Source organism: Yoonia sp. 2307UL14-13 (assembly GCF_037572755.1).
Taxonomy (GTDB): Bacteria; Pseudomonadota; Alphaproteobacteria; order Rhodobacterales; family Rhodobacteraceae; genus Yoonia.
The window spans coordinates 821,366-842,632 of record NZ_JBBIFZ010000001.1; the positions used below are offsets into that span (position 1 = coordinate 821,366).

General features: G+C 58.5%; 25 protein-coding genes, 1 tRNA gene and 1 riboswitch. Of the genes, 2 read left to right on the forward strand and 24 right to left on the reverse strand.

The genetic code is table 11. The features are described 5' to 3' along the window. Window positions 1-43: 43 nt before the first annotated feature. The 17 genes from V8J85_RS04230 to V8J85_RS04310 all read right to left on the reverse strand — a co-directional run bounded on the left by V8J85_RS04230 (window position 44) and on the right by V8J85_RS04310 (window position 10,242). The gene (locus V8J85_RS04230) at window positions 44-520 is read right to left on the reverse strand and encodes a DUF3291 domain-containing protein (protein ID WP_339952430.1); all 477 of its coding nucleotides are present in this window, start codon (window positions 518-520) and stop codon (window positions 44-46) included. Next, window positions 521-757, reverse strand: a complete 237-nt coding sequence (locus tag V8J85_RS04235; protein ID WP_339952431.1) for a hypothetical protein — start codon at window positions 755-757, stop codon at window positions 521-523. A 9-nt stretch (window positions 758-766) separates the two neighbouring features. Continuing rightward, window positions 767-1,183 carry a hypothetical protein gene (locus V8J85_RS04240; RefSeq protein WP_339952432.1) on the reverse strand — a complete coding sequence of 139 codons (417 nt, stop codon included), beginning with the start codon at window positions 1,181-1,183 and terminating at the stop codon, window positions 767-769. Continuing rightward, on the reverse strand, window positions 1,180-2,466 hold the full coding sequence (gene nuoF, locus V8J85_RS04245; RefSeq protein WP_339952433.1) for an NADH-quinone oxidoreductase subunit NuoF: 1,287 nt from the start codon (window positions 2,464-2,466) through the stop codon (window positions 1,180-1,182). The genes V8J85_RS04240 and nuoF overlap by 4 nt, the downstream gene beginning before the upstream one ends. Continuing rightward, window positions 2,466-2,696 (reverse strand): DUF5337 domain-containing protein, encoded by a 231-nt coding sequence (locus V8J85_RS04250; RefSeq protein WP_339952434.1) that lies wholly within the window; start codon window positions 2,694-2,696, stop codon window positions 2,466-2,468. The genes nuoF and V8J85_RS04250 overlap by 1 nt, the downstream gene beginning before the upstream one ends. A gap of 3 nt (window positions 2,697-2,699) precedes the next feature. Next, window positions 2,700-3,491, reverse strand: coding sequence for an NADH:ubiquinone oxidoreductase (locus tag V8J85_RS04255; protein WP_339952435.1), 792 nt, complete (start codon window positions 3,489-3,491; stop codon window positions 2,700-2,702). Window positions 3,492-3,636: 145 nt separating this feature from the next. Continuing rightward, the gene (locus tag V8J85_RS04260) at window positions 3,637-4,758 is read right to left on the reverse strand and encodes an NADH-quinone oxidoreductase subunit E (protein WP_339952436.1); all 1,122 of its coding nucleotides are present in this window, start codon (window positions 4,756-4,758) and stop codon (window positions 3,637-3,639) included. A gap of 218 nt (window positions 4,759-4,976) precedes the next feature. Further along, complete coding sequence (locus V8J85_RS04265) at window positions 4,977-5,303, reverse strand: hypothetical protein (protein WP_339952437.1); 327 nt, start codon at window positions 5,301-5,303, stop codon at window positions 4,977-4,979. 96 nt (window positions 5,304-5,399) lie between these two features. Continuing rightward, window positions 5,400-5,555, reverse strand: a complete 156-nt coding sequence (locus V8J85_RS04270; RefSeq protein ID WP_339952438.1) for a hypothetical protein — start codon at window positions 5,553-5,555, stop codon at window positions 5,400-5,402. Window positions 5,556-5,561: 6 nt separating this feature from the next. Next, complete coding sequence (locus V8J85_RS04275; protein WP_339952439.1) at window positions 5,562-5,828, reverse strand: hypothetical protein; 267 nt, start codon at window positions 5,826-5,828, stop codon at window positions 5,562-5,564. After that, on the reverse strand, window positions 5,828-7,066 hold the full coding sequence (locus V8J85_RS04280) for an NADH-quinone oxidoreductase subunit D (RefSeq protein WP_339952440.1): 1,239 nt from the start codon (window positions 7,064-7,066) through the stop codon (window positions 5,828-5,830). Before V8J85_RS04280 ends, V8J85_RS04275 begins: the two co-directional genes overlap by 1 nt. Further along, window positions 7,063-7,974: a sulfotransferase gene (locus V8J85_RS04285; RefSeq protein WP_339952441.1), complete on the reverse strand. Its 912-nt coding sequence runs from the start codon at window positions 7,972-7,974 to the stop codon at window positions 7,063-7,065. Before V8J85_RS04285 ends, V8J85_RS04280 begins: the two co-directional genes overlap by 4 nt. Beyond that, window positions 7,955-8,374 (reverse strand): GFA family protein, encoded by a 420-nt coding sequence (locus V8J85_RS04290; RefSeq protein WP_339952442.1) that lies wholly within the window; start codon window positions 8,372-8,374, stop codon window positions 7,955-7,957. The genes V8J85_RS04285 and V8J85_RS04290 overlap by 20 nt, the downstream gene beginning before the upstream one ends. Continuing rightward, on the reverse strand, window positions 8,374-8,985 hold the full coding sequence (locus V8J85_RS04295; protein WP_339952443.1) for an NADH-quinone oxidoreductase subunit C: 612 nt from the start codon (window positions 8,983-8,985) through the stop codon (window positions 8,374-8,376). Before V8J85_RS04295 ends, V8J85_RS04290 begins: the two co-directional genes overlap by 1 nt. Next, window positions 8,982-9,512, reverse strand: a complete 531-nt coding sequence (locus tag V8J85_RS04300; RefSeq protein WP_339952444.1) for a NuoB/complex I 20 kDa subunit family protein — start codon at window positions 9,510-9,512, stop codon at window positions 8,982-8,984. The genes V8J85_RS04295 and V8J85_RS04300 overlap by 4 nt, the downstream gene beginning before the upstream one ends. A 153-nt stretch (window positions 9,513-9,665) precedes the next feature. After that, window positions 9,666-10,022, reverse strand: a complete 357-nt coding sequence (locus V8J85_RS04305) for an NADH-quinone oxidoreductase subunit A (RefSeq protein ID WP_445285882.1) — start codon at window positions 10,020-10,022, stop codon at window positions 9,666-9,668. A gap of 143 nt (window positions 10,023-10,165) precedes the next feature. After that, window positions 10,166-10,242, reverse strand: a tRNA-Arg gene (locus V8J85_RS04310). A 150-nt stretch (window positions 10,243-10,392) separates the two neighbouring features. Between V8J85_RS04310 and V8J85_RS04315 the strand changes: the two genes are divergently transcribed. Beyond that, window positions 10,393-11,862, forward strand: coding sequence for a peroxidase family protein (locus V8J85_RS04315; RefSeq protein ID WP_339952446.1), 1,470 nt, complete (start codon window positions 10,393-10,395; stop codon window positions 11,860-11,862). 361 nt (window positions 11,863-12,223) lie between these two features. Here V8J85_RS04315 and V8J85_RS04320 read toward each other — a convergent pair whose 3' ends face one another. Continuing rightward, the gene (locus tag V8J85_RS04320; RefSeq protein ID WP_339952447.1) at window positions 12,224-12,913 is read right to left on the reverse strand and encodes a TenA family protein; all 690 of its coding nucleotides are present in this window, start codon (window positions 12,911-12,913) and stop codon (window positions 12,224-12,226) included. A 50-nt stretch (window positions 12,914-12,963) separates the two neighbouring features. After that, a riboswitch (TPP riboswitch) is annotated at window positions 12,964-13,059 on the reverse strand. 124 nt (window positions 13,060-13,183) lie between these two features. Here V8J85_RS04320 and V8J85_RS04325 point away from each other — a divergent pair. Continuing rightward, entirely contained in the window at window positions 13,184-13,483 is a 300-nt protein-coding gene (locus V8J85_RS04325) for a hypothetical protein (protein ID WP_339952448.1), read from the forward strand. Between the two features lie 40 nt (window positions 13,484-13,523). On the opposite strand, the gene V8J85_RS04330 is transcribed toward V8J85_RS04325, so the two are convergent. From V8J85_RS04330 to ntrX, 6 genes are all read right to left on the reverse strand, one after another. Next, window positions 13,524-15,119 carry an Ig-like domain-containing protein gene (locus V8J85_RS04330; protein WP_339952449.1) on the reverse strand — a complete coding sequence of 532 codons (1,596 nt, stop codon included), beginning with the start codon at window positions 15,117-15,119 and terminating at the stop codon, window positions 13,524-13,526. Window positions 15,120-15,343: 224 nt separating this feature from the next. Then, window positions 15,344-16,618 (reverse strand): GTPase HflX, encoded by a 1,275-nt coding sequence (gene hflX, locus V8J85_RS04335; protein ID WP_339952450.1) that lies wholly within the window; start codon window positions 16,616-16,618, stop codon window positions 15,344-15,346. A 2-nt stretch (window positions 16,619-16,620) separates the two neighbouring features. Next, window positions 16,621-16,854: an RNA chaperone Hfq gene (hfq, locus tag V8J85_RS04340; protein ID WP_007204924.1), complete on the reverse strand. Its 234-nt coding sequence runs from the start codon at window positions 16,852-16,854 to the stop codon at window positions 16,621-16,623. A 113-nt stretch (window positions 16,855-16,967) separates the two neighbouring features. Then, complete coding sequence (locus V8J85_RS04345) at window positions 16,968-18,488, reverse strand: TrkH family potassium uptake protein (RefSeq protein WP_339952451.1); 1,521 nt, start codon at window positions 18,486-18,488, stop codon at window positions 16,968-16,970. After that, window positions 18,488-19,864 (reverse strand): Trk system potassium transporter TrkA, encoded by a 1,377-nt coding sequence (gene trkA / locus V8J85_RS04350; RefSeq protein ID WP_339952452.1) that lies wholly within the window; start codon window positions 19,862-19,864, stop codon window positions 18,488-18,490. Before trkA ends, V8J85_RS04345 begins: the two co-directional genes overlap by 1 nt. Then, window positions 19,864-21,264, reverse strand: a complete 1,401-nt coding sequence (gene ntrX / locus V8J85_RS04355) for a nitrogen assimilation response regulator NtrX (protein WP_339952453.1) — start codon at window positions 21,262-21,264, stop codon at window positions 19,864-19,866. Before ntrX ends, trkA begins: the two co-directional genes overlap by 1 nt. Window positions 21,265-21,267: the final 3 nt, after the last annotated feature.

Sequence of the window (21,267 nt, forward strand, 5' to 3'; positions counted from 1 at the left end):
GCAGATCATCTTTTCGGTCGCGCTATTCAATAACGACGCCGTGCTATCCAACATTTTCCCGCATTTCCGCCAATGCTGCATCCCGTAAGCCCTTGGCTGCAAAGACATTGCCGGTTTGACCATGTCTCTGAAGCGCGCGCCAACGGGTCATACCTTCAACGACCTCCGGGCGATGGCCCTGCGGTACCCACCAGCACACCAGAAAGCCGCTATCGCCGTACACGAACCAATCGGCGGCCCCCGCCATGATCCGGGCGTGCAAAGTCTTGGTCACAAAACGAAAAAGCGGCGCCGCCCCCGTCCAGACCGAAAGGGTGGAGGCCGTATTCGGTCGATCGGCCAATGGTCCCTTTGGATCATTCTGTGCCGCATCCATGTCGTCATCCGACATGCGCCAGACAAAGCCGGGGCTACACGCAGCGATGCGGTTCACCTGATCGATGGCATTCTCGAACCCGGCGATGCGTGGATCGCCCCAAGGATAGCGCAAAGTGCCAAAGTTCAATTCTGCCAGATGCATCTACCCGGTGCGCCTGCGCCGCTGCCGCGTGGGCGCGATCCCTGCGAGGCCTTTGCGCACGAAAGCCAGCGTCAGGACAAGCCCGATCAGCGCAAGTAACCCTGCCGGAATGTAAGCCCATGGAGGCATGATCCCGTATCGCGCGGCGGCGATCGTTCCCCAGACGGGCACACCGCAGACCACACATGTCAAAAGGGCCGCAACGAAACTTGCGGCCCTGTCGAAAAAGATTTGCATCAGAAGGCCTTACGCAACCGGGACAAGCATCGCTGACAACGCGCCGCCTTCCTGCGTCTCGGTATCGGCGGCTGGGCACAAATCTGCACCGGCCCCGGGTTCAACCCCGTGTTTCGCCGTAAAGCTACGCTTGGCCACGTCGGATTCAAGCTCGATCTGGCTTGTCAGGCCCGCCGCGGACAGCGACCCGCGACCAAACTCGTTGCGACGTTCGTTGATCTGAGCATCCAGAACCGAATCGTAGCGATACCGCGCGCAGCTTTGCGCGACCTGATTGGCCAGCTGCAGTGTCGCGTAATATTGCGGGGTCGGCATGGCGAACAGTTTCTGCACCGCCGGATCATCGAATGACCGCGCCGCCTGCGGTCCATCTGCACAGGCCGCCAAGGTCAAAGCCGCCCCAACCATCAATCCACGCATCATCATTCCGCTGCCATCCCCGCTACACGTTTGTCTTTGATCCGGTCCTCGATCTCGTCCCGGAAATTCTTGATCAACCCCTGGATCGGCCATGCGGCCGCATCTCCGAGTGCACAGATCGTATGACCCTCGACCTGCTTTGTCACGTCAAGCAGCATATCGATCTCTTCGGGCCGCGCGTCGCCCTTCACAAGGCGGGCCATGACGCGCATCATCCAGCCGGTCCCTTCGCGACAGGGCGTACACTGTCCGCAGCTTTCATGTTTGTAGAATTTCGACAAACGCCAGATCGCCTTGATCATATCGGTGGACTGATCCATCACGATCACTGCCGCGGTGCCAAGGGACGATCCCTTCTCTTTCAGCGCGTCGAAATCCATGATCGCGTCACGCATGTTTTCACCGCGGACACACGGAACGGAAGACCCCCCGGGAATCACCGCCTTGAGATTGTCCCAGCCGCCGCGAATGCCGCCGCAATGCTTTTCGATCAGTTCTTCGAACGGGATCGACATCTCTTCCTCGACCACGCACGGATTGTTCACATGGCCCGAAATCGCGAACAGCTTCGTCCCCGCATTGTTCGGGCGACCCATTGAGGCGAACCATTCGCCCCCGCGCCGCAGGATCGTCGGGACCACAGCGATTGATTCGACGTTGTTCACCGTCGTCGGACAGCCATAAAGCCCTGCCCCAGCCGGAAACGGCGGCTTCATCCGCGGCATGCCCTTTTTGCCTTCGAGGCTTTCAAGCAGCGATGTCTCTTCGCCGCAGATATAGGCGCCAGCCCCATGCGTCAGATAGATATCGAAATCCCAACCGGACTTGGCCGCGTTCTTGCCCACAAGACCGGCCTCGTAAGCCTCATCAATGGCGGCCTGCAACGCCTCTTTCTCGCGGATGTATTCGCCGCGGATGTAGATGTAACAGGCATGCGCATTCATCGCGAACGACGCAATCAGGCAGCCCTCAACCAATGTATGCGGATCATGGCGCATGATTTCGCGGTCTTTACAGGTGCCCGGCTCGGATTCGTCGGCGTTGACAACCAGATATGCCGGACGGCCATCGCTTTCCTTGGGCATGAACGACCATTTCAACCCGGTCGGAAAGCCCGCGCCGCCACGACCACGCAGGCCGGATGTCTTCATCTCGTTGACGATCCAGTCACGCCCCTTCTTGATGATATCCGCAGTGCCATCCCAATGGCCACGCGCCTGCGCGCCATTCAGCGTGCGGTCATGCATCCCGTAAAGGTTCGTGAAAATCCGGTTCTCATCTGTGAGCATTACTCATCGCCCTTCTCATCCTGACGCGCCCGCCAGAGCCTGTATGTCTGCCATAGCGCAAACCCGAAACCGGCCAAAGCCGCAAGGTCAAAAAGCGCGCGCAGCCGGTTCGACCAGCCATATTCGGCACCGATCAGCGTGGTCAGTATCCAGAAAACACCGACACCGGCCAAGATCAACGCGACCCGTTGTCCAGCCTTGGCCTGTGCGGTGTCTCCATGCTTGGACATTGCCTAGTAAACGTCGCCGTCTTTCACCTTGTCCGAAAACTCGGTTGCGCCCCCAGCAGCCAGAATTTTCGCCTGTTCGACCCATTTGTCGCGAGAGGCCCGGCCCTTGAACCCCTTCAGGTTGTCATCCATCCAGGCTTGCTCATTCGGGCCCCAGGCGGCGATCTGGTCAAAGTGAAAAATGCCCATACCGTGCAGGGTTTCTTCCAGTTTCTTGCCGACACCTCTGATCTGTTTCAGATCGTCAGGGCCACCTTCGCGGGCTTCGCTCAAAAACTGCGGTTTCTCCGCTTCGCCCGCCGCGGCGGGTGCAGCGTCCTGCTCGGATCCAGGGCCGTCATATTTCCACTCACCTTTCTTGGCGTCCAGTTCGGCCTCACCCGGCAGGGGCTTGGAGGACTGCACAACGGGTGCCTCGGCCTCCATCGGCGCAGGGGCCGGCGCACCGGTCGGCTCGGGTTCGGACACAGGCGTCGGTGCCGCAGGTTCTTCAGGCTCCGCCACTTTGGCCAGCTCTGGTGCGGCGGCAGCGGCTGGCGCTGCAGCGGGTGCAGGCGTTGCGGCAGGTGCAGCGCTTGCGGATCGCGGTGTTCCCGTGGGCGCTACCTCGCGCGGAGCAGGCTCGCGCCAGCCCAGCATCAGAACAACCGCCGTGATCAAGGCGACCAACAGGCCGATCCCCAGACCGGCGGAAAAACCAAATTCGTAAAGGACATAAGCAACACCCGCCGCGATAATCCCGAACAATGCGGAAACGGCGATAATCCCCAAACTTTTAGGTGCGGTATCTTTCATCGTGCATTCTCTCCCCACAGGAGGCCGTGAGCGCGGCCTATTCTGACCGCCGCATGCAGCCATGCGCGCAGGTCACCCCACAGGTCTAACCGAAACCGGGCCGAAGCGTAAAGATTTTGTGTGATCAGCGCAGCTTAGGCGAAATCTATCCGTCCGACTTCGCCAGCTTGGCGGCTTGCGCGATCCAGCTGTCGCGCACGATCCGGCCCTTGAACTTCAACCGGTTATCGACCCAGGCGATTTCGGCATCGGTCCAAGCGGCGATCTGATCGAAATGCCAGAACCCCAGCTCGTTCAGCACGCCCTCCAGCTTGGGGCCGACACCGCTGATCTTTTTCAGGTCGTCGGCATCGCCGCCACGAGGGCCGTCCAAGGTTTCAGGCTTCGCTTCCACGACATCTGCAGCCGATTCAGGGTTGGACTTGCCTTGTGGCTTGGCGGCAGAGTCAGCGGTTGCCTCCTGTTTCGTGATACCCGTCTCGTCAGCAGGTTTGTCTGCAGCCGGTTTCGGCTCTTTCGCCTTCTTGGGCTTTGTCTTCGGTGCAACTTTCGTCTCGCCGTCGTCGATCCAGGGTGTGATCAAAGGCACTTCGGTGCCATCGATGCGCTTGATCGTATCGCCGATATCCACGGCAGCCTGAACGGATGCATTGTACTGGGTCTTGCCGCTTTCGTGATCCTTCAGCGTCGTGAGCCCCTTCAATGGCTCGGCCCCGTAGCGGCCATTTTGCGGCCCGGGCACAGGCACGTTGCCCGCAGCCATCTCGTCGATGATTTCGCGCAGGCGTTCAGCGGTCAGGTCCTCGTAATAATCCTTACCGATCTGCACCATCGGTGCGTTCGCGCAAGATCCCAGACACTCCACCTCTTCCCAGGAAAACTTGCCGTCGGCGGACAACATATGCGGCTCATCCGCGATCTTGTCCTTGCAGACGCCGATCAGGTCCTCTGCCCCGCAGATCATGCAAGACAAGGTGCCGCAGACCTGCACATGGGCGACCGATCCCACGGGTTGCAGCTGAAACATGAAATAGAACGATGCCACCTCGAGCGCGCGAATAAACGCCATATCAAGCATGCCCGCGACATGCTCGATCGCTGGACGGGTCAGCCAACCCTCTTGTTCCTGCGCGCGCCACAAAATCGGAATGATCGCCGAGGCCTGACGACCTTCGGGGAACTTCTTCATCTGGGCTTCGGCCCATGTCCGGTTTTCCGGCGTAAACGCGAAACTGTCAGGCTGGTCAGGATGAAGGCGGCGCAACATGGGTGAACCTCGGTAGATCAGTGGGGTGACAATGCCCGGCGAAGTGTCGGGTCCGACCTACACATGACCGCTCAGTTTGACAACGGCATCACATCGTATTTTGGATCAAACACCAACCAGTAATGCACCGAGGGTCACCGCGCCGAAGATCACATTCGGCACAACCGTCGATCCCAGTCCGCCGAACAGCAGCAGACCGGGGACGACACCAACGATCATCATGCACAGGCACCGGATGTCACACGAATTCCACCGGGCAAGACCTCGGCCCCGCCCTCGTTGCGCAATTCCTGTACGACGCGCGCCAAATCATCCCGCGACAATGTGGCCGAGGCCAGGATTGCATCGGATGTCTGCGCATTCACTTCGCAACCATTCTCTGCCGCCGCCCGCAGGAAACGCTCTTTCGCCGATCCGGGAATGATCTCGGGCGACGGTGGTGGAAGAACCGGCGCAGGTGGCGGCGGTGTCGGCACACGCACGGCGATGGGTGTGGCGCAACCTGCCAATGTGGCCAGGACAAGGACGGGAAGGTAACGGTTCATGACGGGCCTCCTGCAATCGAACTTTTGCGAACAACCTATCCAGCGCTCACGCTATTGACCAGATGACAGCCGCATAATCGGGGCTTTCTCGCGCACTCACAACAAGCTGCGCGCGATATCCAACAAAAATACGATAACTGCCCCGATGATCGCGCCTTTCGCGATCCGGTTACGGCCCCGGGCAACTGCGACCGCCACAGCGCCCGCAAAGGCACCGCCAAGCAACAACCAAATATCCAAGGAAATCGTCATCCGTATTCAGGCCCTTTCAGCACACTCGTCAACCACGGACCGCACACCACCGGTATCGCTGTCGACAAGAACACGACGCTGCATCAGGTCGACGACAAGATCACGCAAAACCTCTTTGGAAAAACCTGTCTTGGCCTCGATGCGCGCCGCCGTTGCATCATTGTCGACAACGCATCCCTCTTGTGCCAATGCCATCAGAAACAACCGCTCCTCATCGTCCGGTGAATGGCTGCAAGCCGCAGTGAAAACCAACGCCAGCGGCGCATATCGCATCAACGATCGATCTCACCGAACACGACATCCATCGTACCGATAATCGCCGCCACGTCCGCCAGCTGATGGCCCGTCGCTACGTGATCCATGGCCTGCAAATGCAGGTAGCCCGGCGCGCGCAGTTTGGCCCGGTATGGCTGGTTGGTACCGTCTGCCACCAGATACACCCCGAACTCCCCTTTCGGCGCTTCGACGGCGGCGTACACTTCACCGGCCGGGACGTGGAACCCCTCGGTATAAAGCTTGAAGTGATGGATCAGCGCCTCCATCGACGTCTTCATTTCACTCCTTGTGGGCGGCGTCAGCTTTCCGCGCGCCATCACATCGCCAAGCTCTTTGCGCAGCTTTTCGCAGGCCTGCCGGATGATATGCGTTGATTGGCGCATCTCCTCCATGCGGCACAGATAACGATCATAGCAATCGCCATTTTTGCCTACGGGCACCTGGAATTCGAACTCATCATAGCATTCATAGGGCTGCGCACGGCGCAGATCCCAGGCAAGGCCCGAGCCGCGGACCATCACGCCCGAAAAACCCCATTCCAGGATATCATCCTCGGTCACGACGCCGATATCGACGTTGCGTTGCTTGAAGATGCGGTTCTCCGTCAGCAGACCATCGATATCCTCCAGAAATTTCGGGAATTCCACCGCCCATTGATCGATGTCTTCGATCAGTTCGGGCGGCAGGTCCTGATGCACCCCACCGGGGCGGAAATAAGCGGCGTGCAAACGGGCACCGCAAGCGCGCTCATAAAACACCATCAGCTTCTCACGCTCTTCAAAACCCCATAACGGAGGCGTCAGCGCACCGACATCCATCGCCTGCGTGGTGACGTTCAACAGGTGATTCAGAACGCGCCCGATTTCGGAATACAGTACCCGGATCAGCGATGCGCGGCGCGGCACTTCGGTTTTCGTCAGTTTCTCGATGGCCAGACACCACGCATGTTCCTGGTTCATCGGGGCCACGTAATCGAGCCGGTCGAAATATGGCAGGTTCTGCAGATAGGTCCGCGATTCCATCAGCTTTTCGGTGCCACGATGCAGTAGGCCGATATGCGGATCACAACGCTCGACAATCTCACCGTCCAATTCAAGCACGAGCCGCAAAACACCATGTGCAGCAGGGTGTTGCGGACCGAAATTGATGTTGAAGTTGCGGATCTTCTGCTCACCTGTAACAGCATCTTTCGAGCCGTCATCATAGGTGTTCACACGAATATCGCCGTCCATCATGCTATCATCCTCGCGCGGTTTTCCTGCCATCTGTCCGGCAGTGGGCCGACATTGCGGGCGACCCAATCATAGTGTTCGTTCAATAATCCCAGCGCCCGGGGGCGCAGCTTGTCCAACATCACAACGGGCGGGCCTTCATGCACCGGCGCTGCGACATCGGGTGTTTGGTTGCTGATACCAAGGAACGAAGTGATATGCGAGATGCCATCGTGCCTCACCATGTTTTCCGTGAACGCAACCAACAGCCTGTCCTTCGGTACCAGGCGACGCAGCTTGCGGATGATGTTCGGATAATCGCCACGTTCGAGAATATGCGTCTCCTGCCCCCGGTTCAGGATGCGGTAGAGGATGTTGTTGGCCTTCTTTTCATAGACCTCATGCGTCTGCCGCTGTCGGCGGGCCTGCATACGGATGTGCGACCAAAGGCGATCCAGCGGGTCGCGGATCAGGAAAATCACCTTGGATTGCGGGGTGGCGTCCAGCATCCGTGCCAAAACCTCGTCCGGCAACGTCGCGTAATTCGGTGTCATGTCGGCAAACAGTCGGGGCTCCGTCCCGCGCCCGGTCAGCCAGTCCAGATATCGCGTATCCCCCGCACGGTCGCCCTCAAGCACGGCGATCAAACGCTTCATATCGTTGATCCGACGCTTTGCGTTCTCCACCTGCCACCCGCGCCCGGCCTCTTCGGCCTCATCCTTCAAATTGCGCATCTCGCGGAGGCGGACGCGGAAGTTGGTGACCTGCTTGGCGCACATGTCAGGATCAAACGTATCCCAATAATGCGCCTCTTTGACCGCAGGCACCGCACAATCGGTGTGATCGTGGAGATAGCGGTAAAGCCAGGATGTTCCGGCTTTGGTGGCGCCGACGCAGTAGAGAACGGAATGATCAGGCACCATCTGGTGCATATTTCGCAAAGACCTCAGCCTCGGTCATGTTCTCGGTTTTGTTGGCCAAGGCATAGCAGTCCGGTTTGCGATCAATGAAAATCTGAGTGGTCAGCGTGAATTGCGAAGGGTTGTCAAAGCAATGGACCGATGCGCTTTGATGCTGGCCGTCTTGTGTCTGCCAGATGAGCGATGACCCGCATTTGCTGCAAAACAACCGCTCACCCCACTCGCTTGCTTTGTAGGACCCAACGGGCGCGCTCTCATCGAAGATGATCGTATCGGCGCAATAGACATTCACGAACATGCCACCCGACCATTGGCTACATTGCCCACAATGGCAAACACCGGCCTCGAGGGCAGGTGGAAAAGCTGTAAACTGCACGGCGCCGCACATGCATTTGCCGCGCAATTCAGGCATCAGCCAGCCTTTTCGTCCGTCTTTTCATCACCGGGCAGAATGTATTCGGCCCCTTCCCAAGGTGACATGAAGTCGAACTGGCGATATTCCTGCACAAGGTTCACCGGCTCGTAGACAACGCGCTTTTGCACCTCGTCGTACCGCACCTCGGTATAGCCCGTCGTAGGGAAATCCTTGCGCAATGGATGACCACGGAACCCATAATCGGTCAGGATGCGGCGCAAATCCGGGTGGCCGCTGAACAGGATGCCGAACATGTCGAACACTTCCCGCTCGAACCAGTTGGCCGATGGATGAACCGAGATGATCGACGGCATCATGTCCTCTTCCCGGATCTGAACCCGCAAACGGATGCGGTGGTTCTGATACATGCTGAGGAAGTGATAGACGACGTCAAACCGCTTGGCCCGGTTGGGATAGTCCACGGCGGTAATGTCGATCAGGGTCGAAAACTGGCAGGCGCCGTCCGTCTTGAGAAATTCGACAAAGCTGACCAGCGACGACGGAGCCACCGTCACCGTCAGCTCATCATTGGCCACTTCCCAGGATAGCACACAATCTGTGCGTTTCACTTCCAGATGGGTCCCGAGTTCTTGTAACGCTTCGGTCATCTTACAATGGTCCCCGTCCGCCGCATTTTCCGCTGCAACTGCAGGATGCCATACAGCAACGCCTCTGCCGTCGGCGGGCAACCCGGCACGTAGACATCCACCGGCACGATCCGATCACACCCGCGCACCACGGAATAGCTGTAGTGGTAATAGCCACCACCATTTGCGCAGGACCCCATGGAAATCACGTAACGCGGTTCTGGCATCTGATCGTAGACCTTGCGCAAAGCTGGCGCCATCTTGTTGGTCAGCGTGCCTGCCACGATCATCAGGTCAGACTGACGCGGAGAGGCACGTGGCGCGGTCCCGAACCGTTCCAGATCATAGCGTGGCATGGACGTGTGCATCATCTCGACCGCGCAACAGGCCAGTCCGAACGTCATCCAGTGCAAAGACCCCGTCCGCGCCCAATTCACGATGTCGGCGGTTGACGTGACAAGGAACCCCTTGTCCTGCAGTTCGCTGTTGATCAGCTGCGCGCCGTGTTCCTTATCGGCCCCGACGGCGGTGCCTGTCATCACACCCATGGTGGCTCCCTTCTCTGGCAGGATGGCTGCCCTTGGCTATCAACCATGTAGCTGCAGGGCCGAGGGGCGTCAACGCGATCCGGCGTCGCGGCCCCTTGCATCATCAACGCGATATTTGCCGAGGAAATGAATTGTCAGGTGGCGCGAACCAGCTCATTCCCACTCAAGCGCGCCCTTTTTCCATTCATAGGCGAAGCCGACCGTCAAAACCGCCAAGAAGACCATCATCGACCAGAAGCCAACCATGCTGACCTCTTGAAATGCGACGGCCCATGGGAACAGGAACGCGACCTCAAGATCGAAGATAATGAAAAGGATCGACACGAGGTAGAACCGAACGTCGAATTTCATCCGCGCATCGTCAAAAGCATTGAACCCGCATTCATACGCCGACACCTTTTCCGGATCGGGGTTGCGCACGGCAATGACAGCAGCGGCGAGTATGAAAACCAGACCCAAAGTAATGGCCAGCCCCAGAAAAATCATGATGGGCAGGTAGTTGGACAACATTTCTTCCAACGCGACATCCTCTTGGCAAGGTACGCATATAGCGAACCGGTTCACTGGTTTGGCGTTGAATACCTGTGGCCACGGACCGGGTCAACCAATCGTGGCGATGGCTTTTTCGGATGATGTAGATAACCAGGTTTTAGTGGCGCACCCGAGAGGATTCGAACCTCTGGCCTCTGCCTTCGGAGGGCAGCGCTCTATCCAGCTGAGCTACGGGTGCCTGATTTGCGCCATAGCATTCCGTTTCCCGCCTCGCAATGGCCAAACCACGGGGTCTGGCAAACCCGACTTGCGAAAATCGGGTTTCGTGATACGATATAATCACTTTTTAGACGATCATTTTTAAGTAACTTATTTTTGGAGATGTATTATGAGCAAGCCCGCACACGGGATGTCCCGCCTTGATCAGTTGATTCATGAATGTCTGTGCAAGCACGCCCTCAACGACGACACACCGCTTCCGCAGATCTTTGGTTATTTACTCGGGGCGAACCCTGTCACCGGAAATCTGTCGCGTGAAAAAATCGTCGATGCCTTCGATGCCTTGGTGGAAACGATGCGCACCGATGAGGTCGGGGATGGGCCTGCCGATGCCGGGATGACCTTCCTGGGTCAGTTCGTCGACCACGACATCACACTGGATGCGACCAGCGCCATCGGCACGAAAATCGACCCCCGGTCGATCCGCAATATCCGAACGCCGGAACTTGATCTTGATTGCGTTTATGGCGACGGGCCCGAGGCATCGCCATACCTTTACGGGTCAGGTGACGCGCACGAATACCTGCTCTTCGGGCGCAAGGACAATCCCTATGATTTGCCGCGCAACTGTAAGGGTCGCGCGCTGATCGGCGATTTCCGCAACGACGAAAATATCATCGTCAGCCAGATTCAAGGTGCTTTCATTTGCCTGCACAACATTCTGATGGATGCGGTGAAGAAGGGCGATGATACTGCGCACGACATCACGAACTGCGCCGCCATGGGCGTGCGCAGCGATGCCTGGCACAACCATATCAAACCCGAACTCAGCGGTTTCGAAGAGGTGCGGCGATTCATCAGGCTCCACTATCACTGGATCATCCTGCATGAATTCCTGCCCAGCTTCGTCGATCAGACGGATATCGATCACGCGCTTGCGCACGATATCTTTCCATGTGCGCCGATCATGCCAGCCGAGTTTTCGGTCGCCGCATACCGGTTCGGACACGCCACCGTGCAGCCGTCCTACACGCTGCGCAAAGGCGAGGCACCGCTCGATCTTTTTGCACTGCGTGGTTTCCAACCGCGTGACGCAGGTGCCACCATCGAGATGGACCAGTTCTTCGGCAAGCACGCGCAAAAGGCGCTGCCGGTGGGCATCAAGATGGCCAAGACGTTGTTCGAATTGCCCGACAATATCGTCGGCAGCGGGCTTGAGTGGGGCAACCTGCAGATCCCGGTCGCAAAGGCAAAAAAGCTCGCCCTGCGCAACATCCTGCGGGATCGTACGGCGATGCAACTGCCATCGGGTCAGCAGATGGCGCGGCATCTGGGGCTGCCCCCCCTGCCCGCCCCCAAGGCGCTTACCGACCATCACGTGACCAAGACACCGCTGTGGTTCTATTGCCTGCAAGAAGCGGAAGAAAGTGGTAAGAAAAAGCTATCCGGTGTCGGCGGCAAGATCGTGGCCTCGGTCTTGGTCAACCTGCTGAAGCACGACTATGAAAGCGTGCTGCATCTGCCTGATTTCAAGCCGTGGAAAGGCTTTGGAAAGCATTGCACGATGGCCAACATCATGGCGTTCGTCGAAAAGCATCGCGACGACGTGAAGTTCCGCGAAGACCTGCTTTGCGGATAAACCGACGGGGCCGGAGATCATCCGGCCCCAGCCCCTTTGGCCGGGGATACATCCGTACCGAGATACTGTTGATAACGTCACTTATACCTTAAACGACATCGCCTTAGCCGCTCAATATGAAGGCCGTCGATGCCACAGCGAACAGACCGACACTCTTGGCACATCGGGTTACGCCGTTTTTTCCGCGAACAAAGCCCGCTTCGGGCATCGCAAATTCTAACTGAGTTTTTAGGCAGCTCTGTGCCCTACATCGCTCGATTTTAGGGCTTTTGTCGCAGTCCTGTATGGCGAAAATTGAAGTTGTTTGCATCAAGGCATGACCCCGCCGCCAGCATCGGGAGCGGTTTGAATACCGGTCGCTTTACCCTGCGCGCGTCACCGCCTTGTCCCATCCCGCCCGCCGATGGGCGCTGTCCCAGAACATCCATTCGTGCCAGGATGATCGGCGGAACGCCGTCTGCATGGCGCCCCGCATCTGTGCATCCGCGACTGCCGCCAGTCTGTCGGTGAGGTCTAGCATGGCTTGTACTGCGGTGGCGAAATCGTCGCTTGCATACGTGTCGATCCAGGCGCGGTAAGGATGATCTTGCGCGGCTTTGGCATGGATCGATGCACCGACCCGCTGGTATATCCAGAAACACGGCAATAGCGCTGCGACGGCGACCGGGAACGGATCGACCGTGGCGGACCGGATCAGAAAGCCGATATAGTGATCGCAGGCGCGCGATGGGGGTGTGGCCGCAAAATCTGCGGGGGAGACGCCGTACATCACCATATAGTCCGCATGCAGCTGCCGTTCGACCGCGATCGCACCGTTCGCCGCACCCGCCAGTTGCGCGATGCTGTCCGCATCGGGTGCCTTTGATGCGCCAAGCGCCAGCGCGCGGGCAAACCCTTCGAGGTAATGCGCATCCTGGATGATATATTCACGGAATGTCCCGGGTGGGAGCGTGCCTTCTGCCAGCTCGGCGTTGAAAGGCATCATGCGAATACCCTCTTGCAAGTCCGCCGTGTCGGACCAGAGGGTTTGGGTGAAGCTGTCTGTCGTCATTGTCATTCCTCCTTGTCAGGTCGGAGAAATGCGGGGCGGTGATCTGACGCGACGCACCACCCGCAACTTCCTCCGCCGGTATGAGCCGGGTCAGGTTCGAAGGGTGCTTCTCAATCCGCATGACGCAGATGCCCCTGTTGCCGCGGCGAGTTTCAGCGGAAAGATCGCGTGATGTCAAAGCGGAAATCGATGTGTGCCGGAAACAACAGGTCTGTCCGTTGCACATGCTGTCCGTTGACCCATCGCTGCGGATAATGGCCAATGCGTCTTATGTACCAAAATCCATCCGACACCGCCGCCCGCAAACGCGAACGCAAGCCTGTCGTCAACACGGTGACGGCGATCGTCGCTGTGCCGCTATTTTTTGCTTATTTCACAATGTGGCGGAACCCGGTATTTTCATGGCTGAAAGCGAACGGCATCTTTCCGCAATATGGGATCGATCAGTTCATTGATGGATCATCGATCGTCGATCATGATCGCGCATTGGTGAGTGGTTTGGCTGGCATGTTGTTTGCCGTGTCGGGCTATATGATCGGCACGGCGATTGCAAAGGTCGTGGTGCGGTAGGAGAACGACCCCGCCGATGATCGGCAGGGTCGTTGTAACGTCAGACGACTTCGAACATCAGGTCGAAACTTTCGATCAACTGCCGGTTCGCGCCAAGCACATCGATGTCGACCGTATGTGATCCACGTTCGAAATCGGTGCCGCCAAGGTAGTTATGGCCGTAATTGCCGAAAAGCGCATAGGGTTCGACCCGTTCAAGATGCGTGTGATCTTCATAGGAAAGCCGGACAGCCCCGACATCCACGCCGTCGCCCTCGACATCCATCGCGAAGATCGAAACCGGGCCATTCAGATCAGCGGCGCTGACCTGGCCGCCATTTTCGATCTTGCCGATGACCTTGTCGGTCGCGGTATTGACGAAGTAGAATTCCAGCGGATCCGGATCATCGACAGGCAATGGTGGCTTGGGGGCGGGCTGTCCGCCGCCCTTGCCGATATCGACCCGCAGCGTGCCGGTGGAGGTCTGCCCGTGATCGTCCTTGACCGTGTAGATGATTTCCTCGGTCCGGTCGTCGCGGTGCGCGCTGAGCGGATTGACCTTGATCTTGTCGCCCACGATCGACACCAGCGATGTGTTGCCGTCATAGGATACATCGACAAGCTGCGGTTTGTTGCCGTGCCCGTCCTTGTCGTTGGCCAGAACGTCCACATAGATCGTGCGGTTCTGGGCCGTCTGAGCGGTGTCATCGATGACCGTCGGGGCGTCATGCGGCGCGCCGTTATCCACTTGGTCGCCACCGTGACCACCATCCTGATGACCACCGCCATGATCATGATCGGGCATGGGCGTGACCGGTGACGGGCTTTGCGATGTGCCGCTGGCCTCACCGGGGGTAAAATCGAGTTTGTTCGCGACAGGCCCGTACTCCATCGTCTTTTCGAACTTCGCACGCCCTTCACCATGGCTTTTGTCGCTGCCGCCATGGCCTTTCTTGCCGATGCCCAGGAACACGCCGCCCGAATTGTCGCTGTCGAAGCCCACGAATTGCAGGCTGACACGATGCGAATCCACTTCAGCCCAACGGGGCAAGTTTACGCCGGACCATTCGGCCAGGTTACGCAGGCTTTTGGGGTGCAATGATTCACCCAGCATGCCATCGGCGGAATGGCCACCGTTTTCGCCGAACATGTCGGCGAACGTGACACCGTTCTTGAACATCTCGCGCAGTTCTGCGCCCTCGGCTTTGCTAAGCACGTTGTCGTCTAAGAAATATTCGCGGACATTGTCGGTTTCCTTCCGGGGGTTCAGGACATGCATGAGGGCATAGCTGCCCATATCCTGTTCCCCGCTATGTCCGCGCCCACCATGCATATTGGGTTTGTGGAACGACACGGTCAGCGCATGCAGGGCCAGTTCGTGCATCGCCGCGTCATCGCTGGCGATCATGTCGGTCATCGTCACATCGTACAGATATTTCGAGATCTTCTGCATCCCGACCGTTAGCGCCGCCGATTTTTCGATCTGGTTGTTGCCGTATTTGCCCGACAGATAGATTTCGGTGATCAGGGCGTTCAGCTCTTTCTTCATGCTGAAACCGGTCGCGGCCTCGATTTCGTCGTAGAGTGTTTTGAAATTCGTGCTGCCGTGATGATCGGTTGCGCCCGAGTAATGCGAATGGTGATCGTGTTGCTTCATGACTGTCCCTCACTGTCATTCATGAGATGCGTCGGAAACAACGCATCCATTAATCAACGCCTAGAGGGGTCGCGGCAGCGTTTCAAAATGTGAATTTTCCAGCTTCGTTTTCATGGCCGAAATGCGCTCACGGTTTCGTGAAATCCGGCGAGATGCCGCCGGATTTGGTTAAGTCATGCAACTTGTCGACTAGAAAGCATAGCGATTTCAATAAGTAAACGACGCTATAGCCGTCCGAAACGCTCTTTCTGAAGCGTGGTCCAATACACCGTCATCGCGTGCCCCTCATCGGTGGTCGTGTCGTCGGTCACGACCCCCTGTTCGAACAGCCAGGCCCGCTTTTTCCCATCGGCAAAACCGAGCGTCAGCACCTCTTCGCTGCGCGGCGCCTTTAGCTTTTCCGGGATAGCGGCAAGCAGCGGATCGACCCCCTGCCCGTCCAAGGCAGAAATGACGAACAGGTCCGCGCGCCGTTCGGCCTGTGTCATGAGCGGCGCGCGGTCGTCCTCTGGCACCAGATCGACCTTGTTCCAGACCTCGATCATCGGGGCCTCTTCCGCGACTCCGAGGCTTTCGAGGATGGCGTGAACGTCAGCTGCCTGTTCTTCGGTCTGTTCATGGCTGATGTCGCGCACATGCACGATCAGGTCGGCATCCAGCACCTCTTCCAATGTGGCCCGGAAAGCGGCGACCAGTTCGGTGGGCAGGCTGCTGATGAACCCCACCGTATCGGACATGATGATTTCGTCGCCCGCGGGCAGGATGATCTTGCGCATCGTCGGGTCGAGTGTGGCGAAGAGCATGTCTTTGGCAAAAACCTCTGCCCCCGTCAGCCGGTTGAACAACGTAGACTTGCCCGCGTTGGTGTAGCCGACAAGAGCCACGATGGGGAACGGCACCTTGGCGCGGGCGGCACGGTGCAGTTCGCGGGTTTTGACGACCTTCGCGAGTTGGCGGCGCAAGCGACCCAGTTGTTCATCGATGGCACGCCGGTCCGCCTCAATCTGGGTTTCCCCCGGTCCGCCGACAAAGCCCAGCCCGCCGCGCTGCCGTTCAAGGTGGGTCCAGGCACGGACAAGGCGCGTACGTTGGTATGAAAGGGCCGCCATTTCGACCTGCAGCACACCTTCGGAGGTGCGGGCGCGATCGCTGAAAATCTCGAGGATCAGGCCGGTCCGGTCCAGAAGTTTGACGCCCCAGGCCTTTTCCAGATTGCGTTGCTGCACGGGCGTGACGGGGCCGTCGATCAGGACGAGTTCGATATCGTTTGTTTTCAGGACCGCTTTCAGTTCGTCGATCTTACCCGACCCAAACAGCATCCCCGGATGCACCTTGGGCAGGCGCACGATATCTGCGCCGATCACCTGTAGGTCGGGCAAAGCTGCGGCCAGCGAAATGGCCTCTTGCAGTGCCGGTTCCGGCAGGCGCCGGTCAGAATTCGTCTTGATATCGGGGTGCAGGACCCAGGCCCGGGTTAAGGGCCGATCATGTGTCTGCAAGCCTATTCTTCACCTTCATACAGGCTGATCGGCTGGGCGGGCATGATCGTCGAAATCGCGCTTTTGTAGACAAGCTGCGATTGTCCGTCGCGGCGCAGCAGCACGCAAAAGCTGTCGAACCATGTAATGACGCCCTGCAATTTCACGCCGTTCACCAGGAATATGGTCACCGGCACTTTTGTTTTGCGGACGTGATTCAGGAATGCATCTTGCAAGTTGGCTTTGTCGGCGGCCATTCAGTCACCCATTTTTTGTTATTGCGGCCACAGACGGCCCCCCTCGTTCAACCTGCAGTATGTCGCGCGTTCATCAGAGTTTCCACCCCCAAAAACGTCAATCTTTACAAGGATTAGCGTCGCCAGATTTCAGGATTGAACAGTGCGATGATCGCCAGTGTTTCCAGCCGCCCCAGCACCATCGCCGCCGCCAGAATGACCTTGGCTCCGTCGGGGATGCCGGAATAGGCGATGGGGGTTTCGGCGGCGAAGGTCGCCAACGGTCCCGTCGTGGACAGGGCCGCCACCGCCAAAACCATTGCCGTTTCAAATTGCACACCGGTCAGTGACAGCATCAACATGATCGCAGCGATACTCAGCGCGAACAGCATGAAAAACAGCCACGAAATATAGGCACCTTGCTTACGGATGCGCCGCGCCTCCTTCCCGCCGCCACCGACGGACGAGGGATGCAGCAGCCGTTCCTGTTCCCGCTCGCCATGACGATAAAGCGCGTAGATACGCAACAGCTTGACCCCGCCTGCGGTCGTGGCGACCCCACCGCCCATCAGCGCCATGCCGATCAGGAACATGCCCGGCGTCTCAAGCCCCGACCAATCGGCGGCCCCGTTCCAATAATGGGATTCGAACCCCGTCGTCGTCAGGAAAGAGGTCACGGTGAATAGTGCGCCCCAAAGCGCCGCAAGCGCCTCTTGCAAGCTATCGCCCGTTTCGCTTTCCGACGCGCCAAGAAAGTGGCGCAGGAACAGAAGACCGGTGACGGTGCCAATCAGAACGAGTGCGGTCAGAAATTCCGGATCGCGCCGCAACCCGCCCTCGCCCTCGCCGGTGAGACCGCGGCTGAAGGTCAGGCGCGACAAAGCGAATGCGAAAAAACCGAAGATCAGCAACTCGCCCCAGAACTTGGACGCGGCAAAATAGAGCCCGTTGATCGGTGAAATCCCCGATGTCGACATAACCGACATGGCATGGCAGAGCGCGATATAGGGAAATTCGCCCAAGATCACGAGGCCGACCCACAACGCAAAGGTCAAACCGGTATAGATTGGCGCAAGGGCAAGCGAATAACGCAGCAAACGCTCGGTCGGGTCGGCGATGGCGCCGATCTGGGCAAATGACCGCACCGTGCCCCGCCCGCTTGCGACCGCCGCCCGCACCTCAAATCCGCCAAGATTCATTGGTGCAAAGATCGAGACCGCCGTGATCCAGATCAGCAAACCACCCAGCCAGCCGACAAGGGCCCGCCACAGGTGCAGTGAAGGTGTCAACCGCCCTGCATTTTCGTAAAGGGTGGCCCCTGTCGTGGTGAAACTGGACACCATTTCGAACCACGCATGCAGGTACGTCGTGTTCTGTACTGCCTCGGCGAAGGGAACCGCGAACATGAACGGCAGCACCGTGAACGCGGCGAGCAGTGCAACCAGTTGAGACCGCGCGACACTTTGCGGGGCGTAACCGGCTGTGGCCAACCCGATCAGCAGCGTCAGGATCGAAAACAGGATGAACCCGTAGAAAAAGACGCGCATCGTCATGAAATCCTCCATGATCGCGCCGTGGGCGGCGGGCACCAGCATCGCTGCTGCCCCAAAACCCATCAGGATCACGAAAAAAGGAAGGCGTTTGAGCGCGCTCATCAGAAAAAGTCGATCGAAACCTGTAAGAGCCGTTCGACCTCCGGCACATCATCGGCCATGGCGAAGATGGCGATCAGATCTGCCTCTTCGATGCGGGTGTCGCCAGTTGGTTTGACGACTTTCCCGCCTTTGATCAGGCCACCGACGATCGTACCTTCGGGAAAGGCCACATCCTTGATCTTTTGTCCGGCGATGGGCGATGTACCCAGCACCTGCGCCTCGATCACCTCGGCCTCGGCGTCGCCGATGGAATAGACGCCACGCACCCGCCCGTGCCGGATATGGCGCAGGATCGAACTGACCGTGGTGGCGCGTGGATTGATATAGGCGTCGATGTCCAGTGGTCCCATCAGCGGCACCAGCGTGGGATCGTTGATCAGCGTGATCGCCATCGGGCAGCCCATTTCCTTGGCCCGGACCGAGGCGAGAAGGTTGGTTTTGTCATCATCGGTCACCGCCAGCACCGCATCGGCATTGGCGATGTTGGCTTCTTCCAGCAACCCCGCCTCGAGGCCATCCCCATGCAGCACGATGGTCCGGTCCAGCGCATCGGCCGCCCGTTCGGCGCATTCGCGGTTTTTCTCGATGATTTTGACGCGAACACGGTCGGTGCGCGCCTCGAGCGCCTGCGCGACGCCAAGACCGACATTGCCACCACCGACGATGACGATCCGTTCCTGTTTCGAATGGGTTTTGCCAAAGATTTCCAGCGTGCGCGTCATATCCTCGGTATCGGTGAAGATATAGCAATCGTCATCGGGGAATATCTGATCACCCGGGGATGGCACGAACAACGCGCCATCGCGCCGGATGCCCACGACGATGGCCCGCAGGGTCGAAAACAGGTCGGTCAGCTGGCGCAGCGGCGTGTTGATGACGGGGCAATCCTCGTCGATGATGATGCCAAGAAGCTGACCCCGCCCCTCAAGAAAACTTTCCGTATCGAACGCGGCAGGGGCGGCAAGCCGTTGCAGGGCAGCCTCGGCCACCTCTTTCTCGGGTGAGATGACGACGTCGATGGGCAGGTGATCGCGCCGGTAAAGGTCGGAATAGATCGCATCCAGATAGCTTTGTGCCCGCAGCCGGGCGATCTTGCGCTGGATGGCAAAGACGGAATGCGCCACCTGACAGGTGACCATGTTCACCTCGTCCGAATGGGTGGCGGCGATGATCATGTCGGCATCGCTCGCGCCCGCCCGGTCGAGGATATCGGGGTAGCTCGCAAAGCCCGCGATCCCCTGTACATCCAGCGTATCGGTGGCGCGGCGCACCAGTTCTGGGTTATTGTCGACGACCGTCACGTCGTTGTTTTCACCCGACAAATGTCGGGCGATCTGCCAACCGACCTGACCGGCGCCGCAAATGATGACTTTCATCAGGCTTCGCCTTCGACATAGGCGACGCGGCCGCCCGCCTTGTTGGTCGTCACCACACCCAGTGATTTCAGTTTACGATGCAAAGCCGAACGTTCCATGCCAACAAACGATGCGGTGCGGCTTATGTTCCCGCCAAAGCGATTGATCTGGGTCAGCAAATATTCCCGTTCGAACAGTTCGCGCGCCTCACGCAGTGGGAGCGTGGCCAGGCTACCGGCCAGAACGATCCGGCCTTCATCGCTGCTGGCCTCTTCAGTACCGGGCAGTTCCTTTGCTGTAATTTCGTCCGTGTTTTCTCCAAGGATCAGAACACGTTCGACGACGTTCTTCAACTGACGCACATTGCCGGGCCAAAGCATGGTCTGCAAAAGCGCGCGCGCATCGTCAGCCAGCTTGCGCAGAGGTAGACCCTGAGCCTGATTGAAGGTTTCGATAAAGTGTTCGGCCAATAGCGGGATATCCTCGCGCCGCTCTTCAAGCGACGGCACGGCGATAGGGACGACGTTCAGCCGATGATACAACTCTTCCCGGAACCGCCCCGCTTCGATCTCGAGCGGCAGTTCGCGATTGGTGCTGGAAATCACGCGCAGATCGACCTGCACCTTGTCGCTGCCACCCACCCGTTGGAACCGCTGTTCGACAAGCACGCGCAAAATTTTGGACTGTGTGCCCAACGGCATATCGGCGATTTCGTCGAAATAGAGGACACCGCCATTGGCCTCTTCCAACAACCCCGGTTCGATCCCGCGCCCGCTGTCTTCGCGGCCGAACAGCACCTCTTCCATCCGTTCAGGCTGGATCGAGGCGGAATTGACGGTGATGAAAGGGGCAGAGGATCGGTTGGAATTGGTATGGATGTATCGCGCGGCGATTTCCTTGCCCGCACCTGCGGGGCCGGTCAACATGACGCGGCCATTTGATTTCGTGACCTTGTCGAGTTGCGATTTCAGATTGCGGAATGCAGCACTGTCGCCCAGCATCTCGGAACCGACGACATCGCCGCGTTTCAATTCAAGATTCTCGCGGCGCAGGCGGGATGTTTCCATCGCACGCCGGATCACGACCATCAGCTGGTCGATATTGAATGGCTTTTCAATAAAATCATATGCCCCCTGCTTGATCGCGGCGACGGCGATTTCGATATTACCGTGGCCCGAGATGATCACGATGGGGATATCCGGGTGATCACGCTTGACCGCCTTGAGGATGTCGATTCCGTCCATGTTGCTGTCTTTCAGCCAGATATCCAGGATCATAAGGGCCGGCGGTTCTTGCGCGATCTGGTTCATGCATTCGTCTGACGTGCCCGCCAGCCGGGTCGTGAACCCCTCGTCCAGCAGGATTTCCGAGATCAGCTCCCGAATGTCGCGTTCGTCGTCTGTGATAAGAATATCGCCCATATC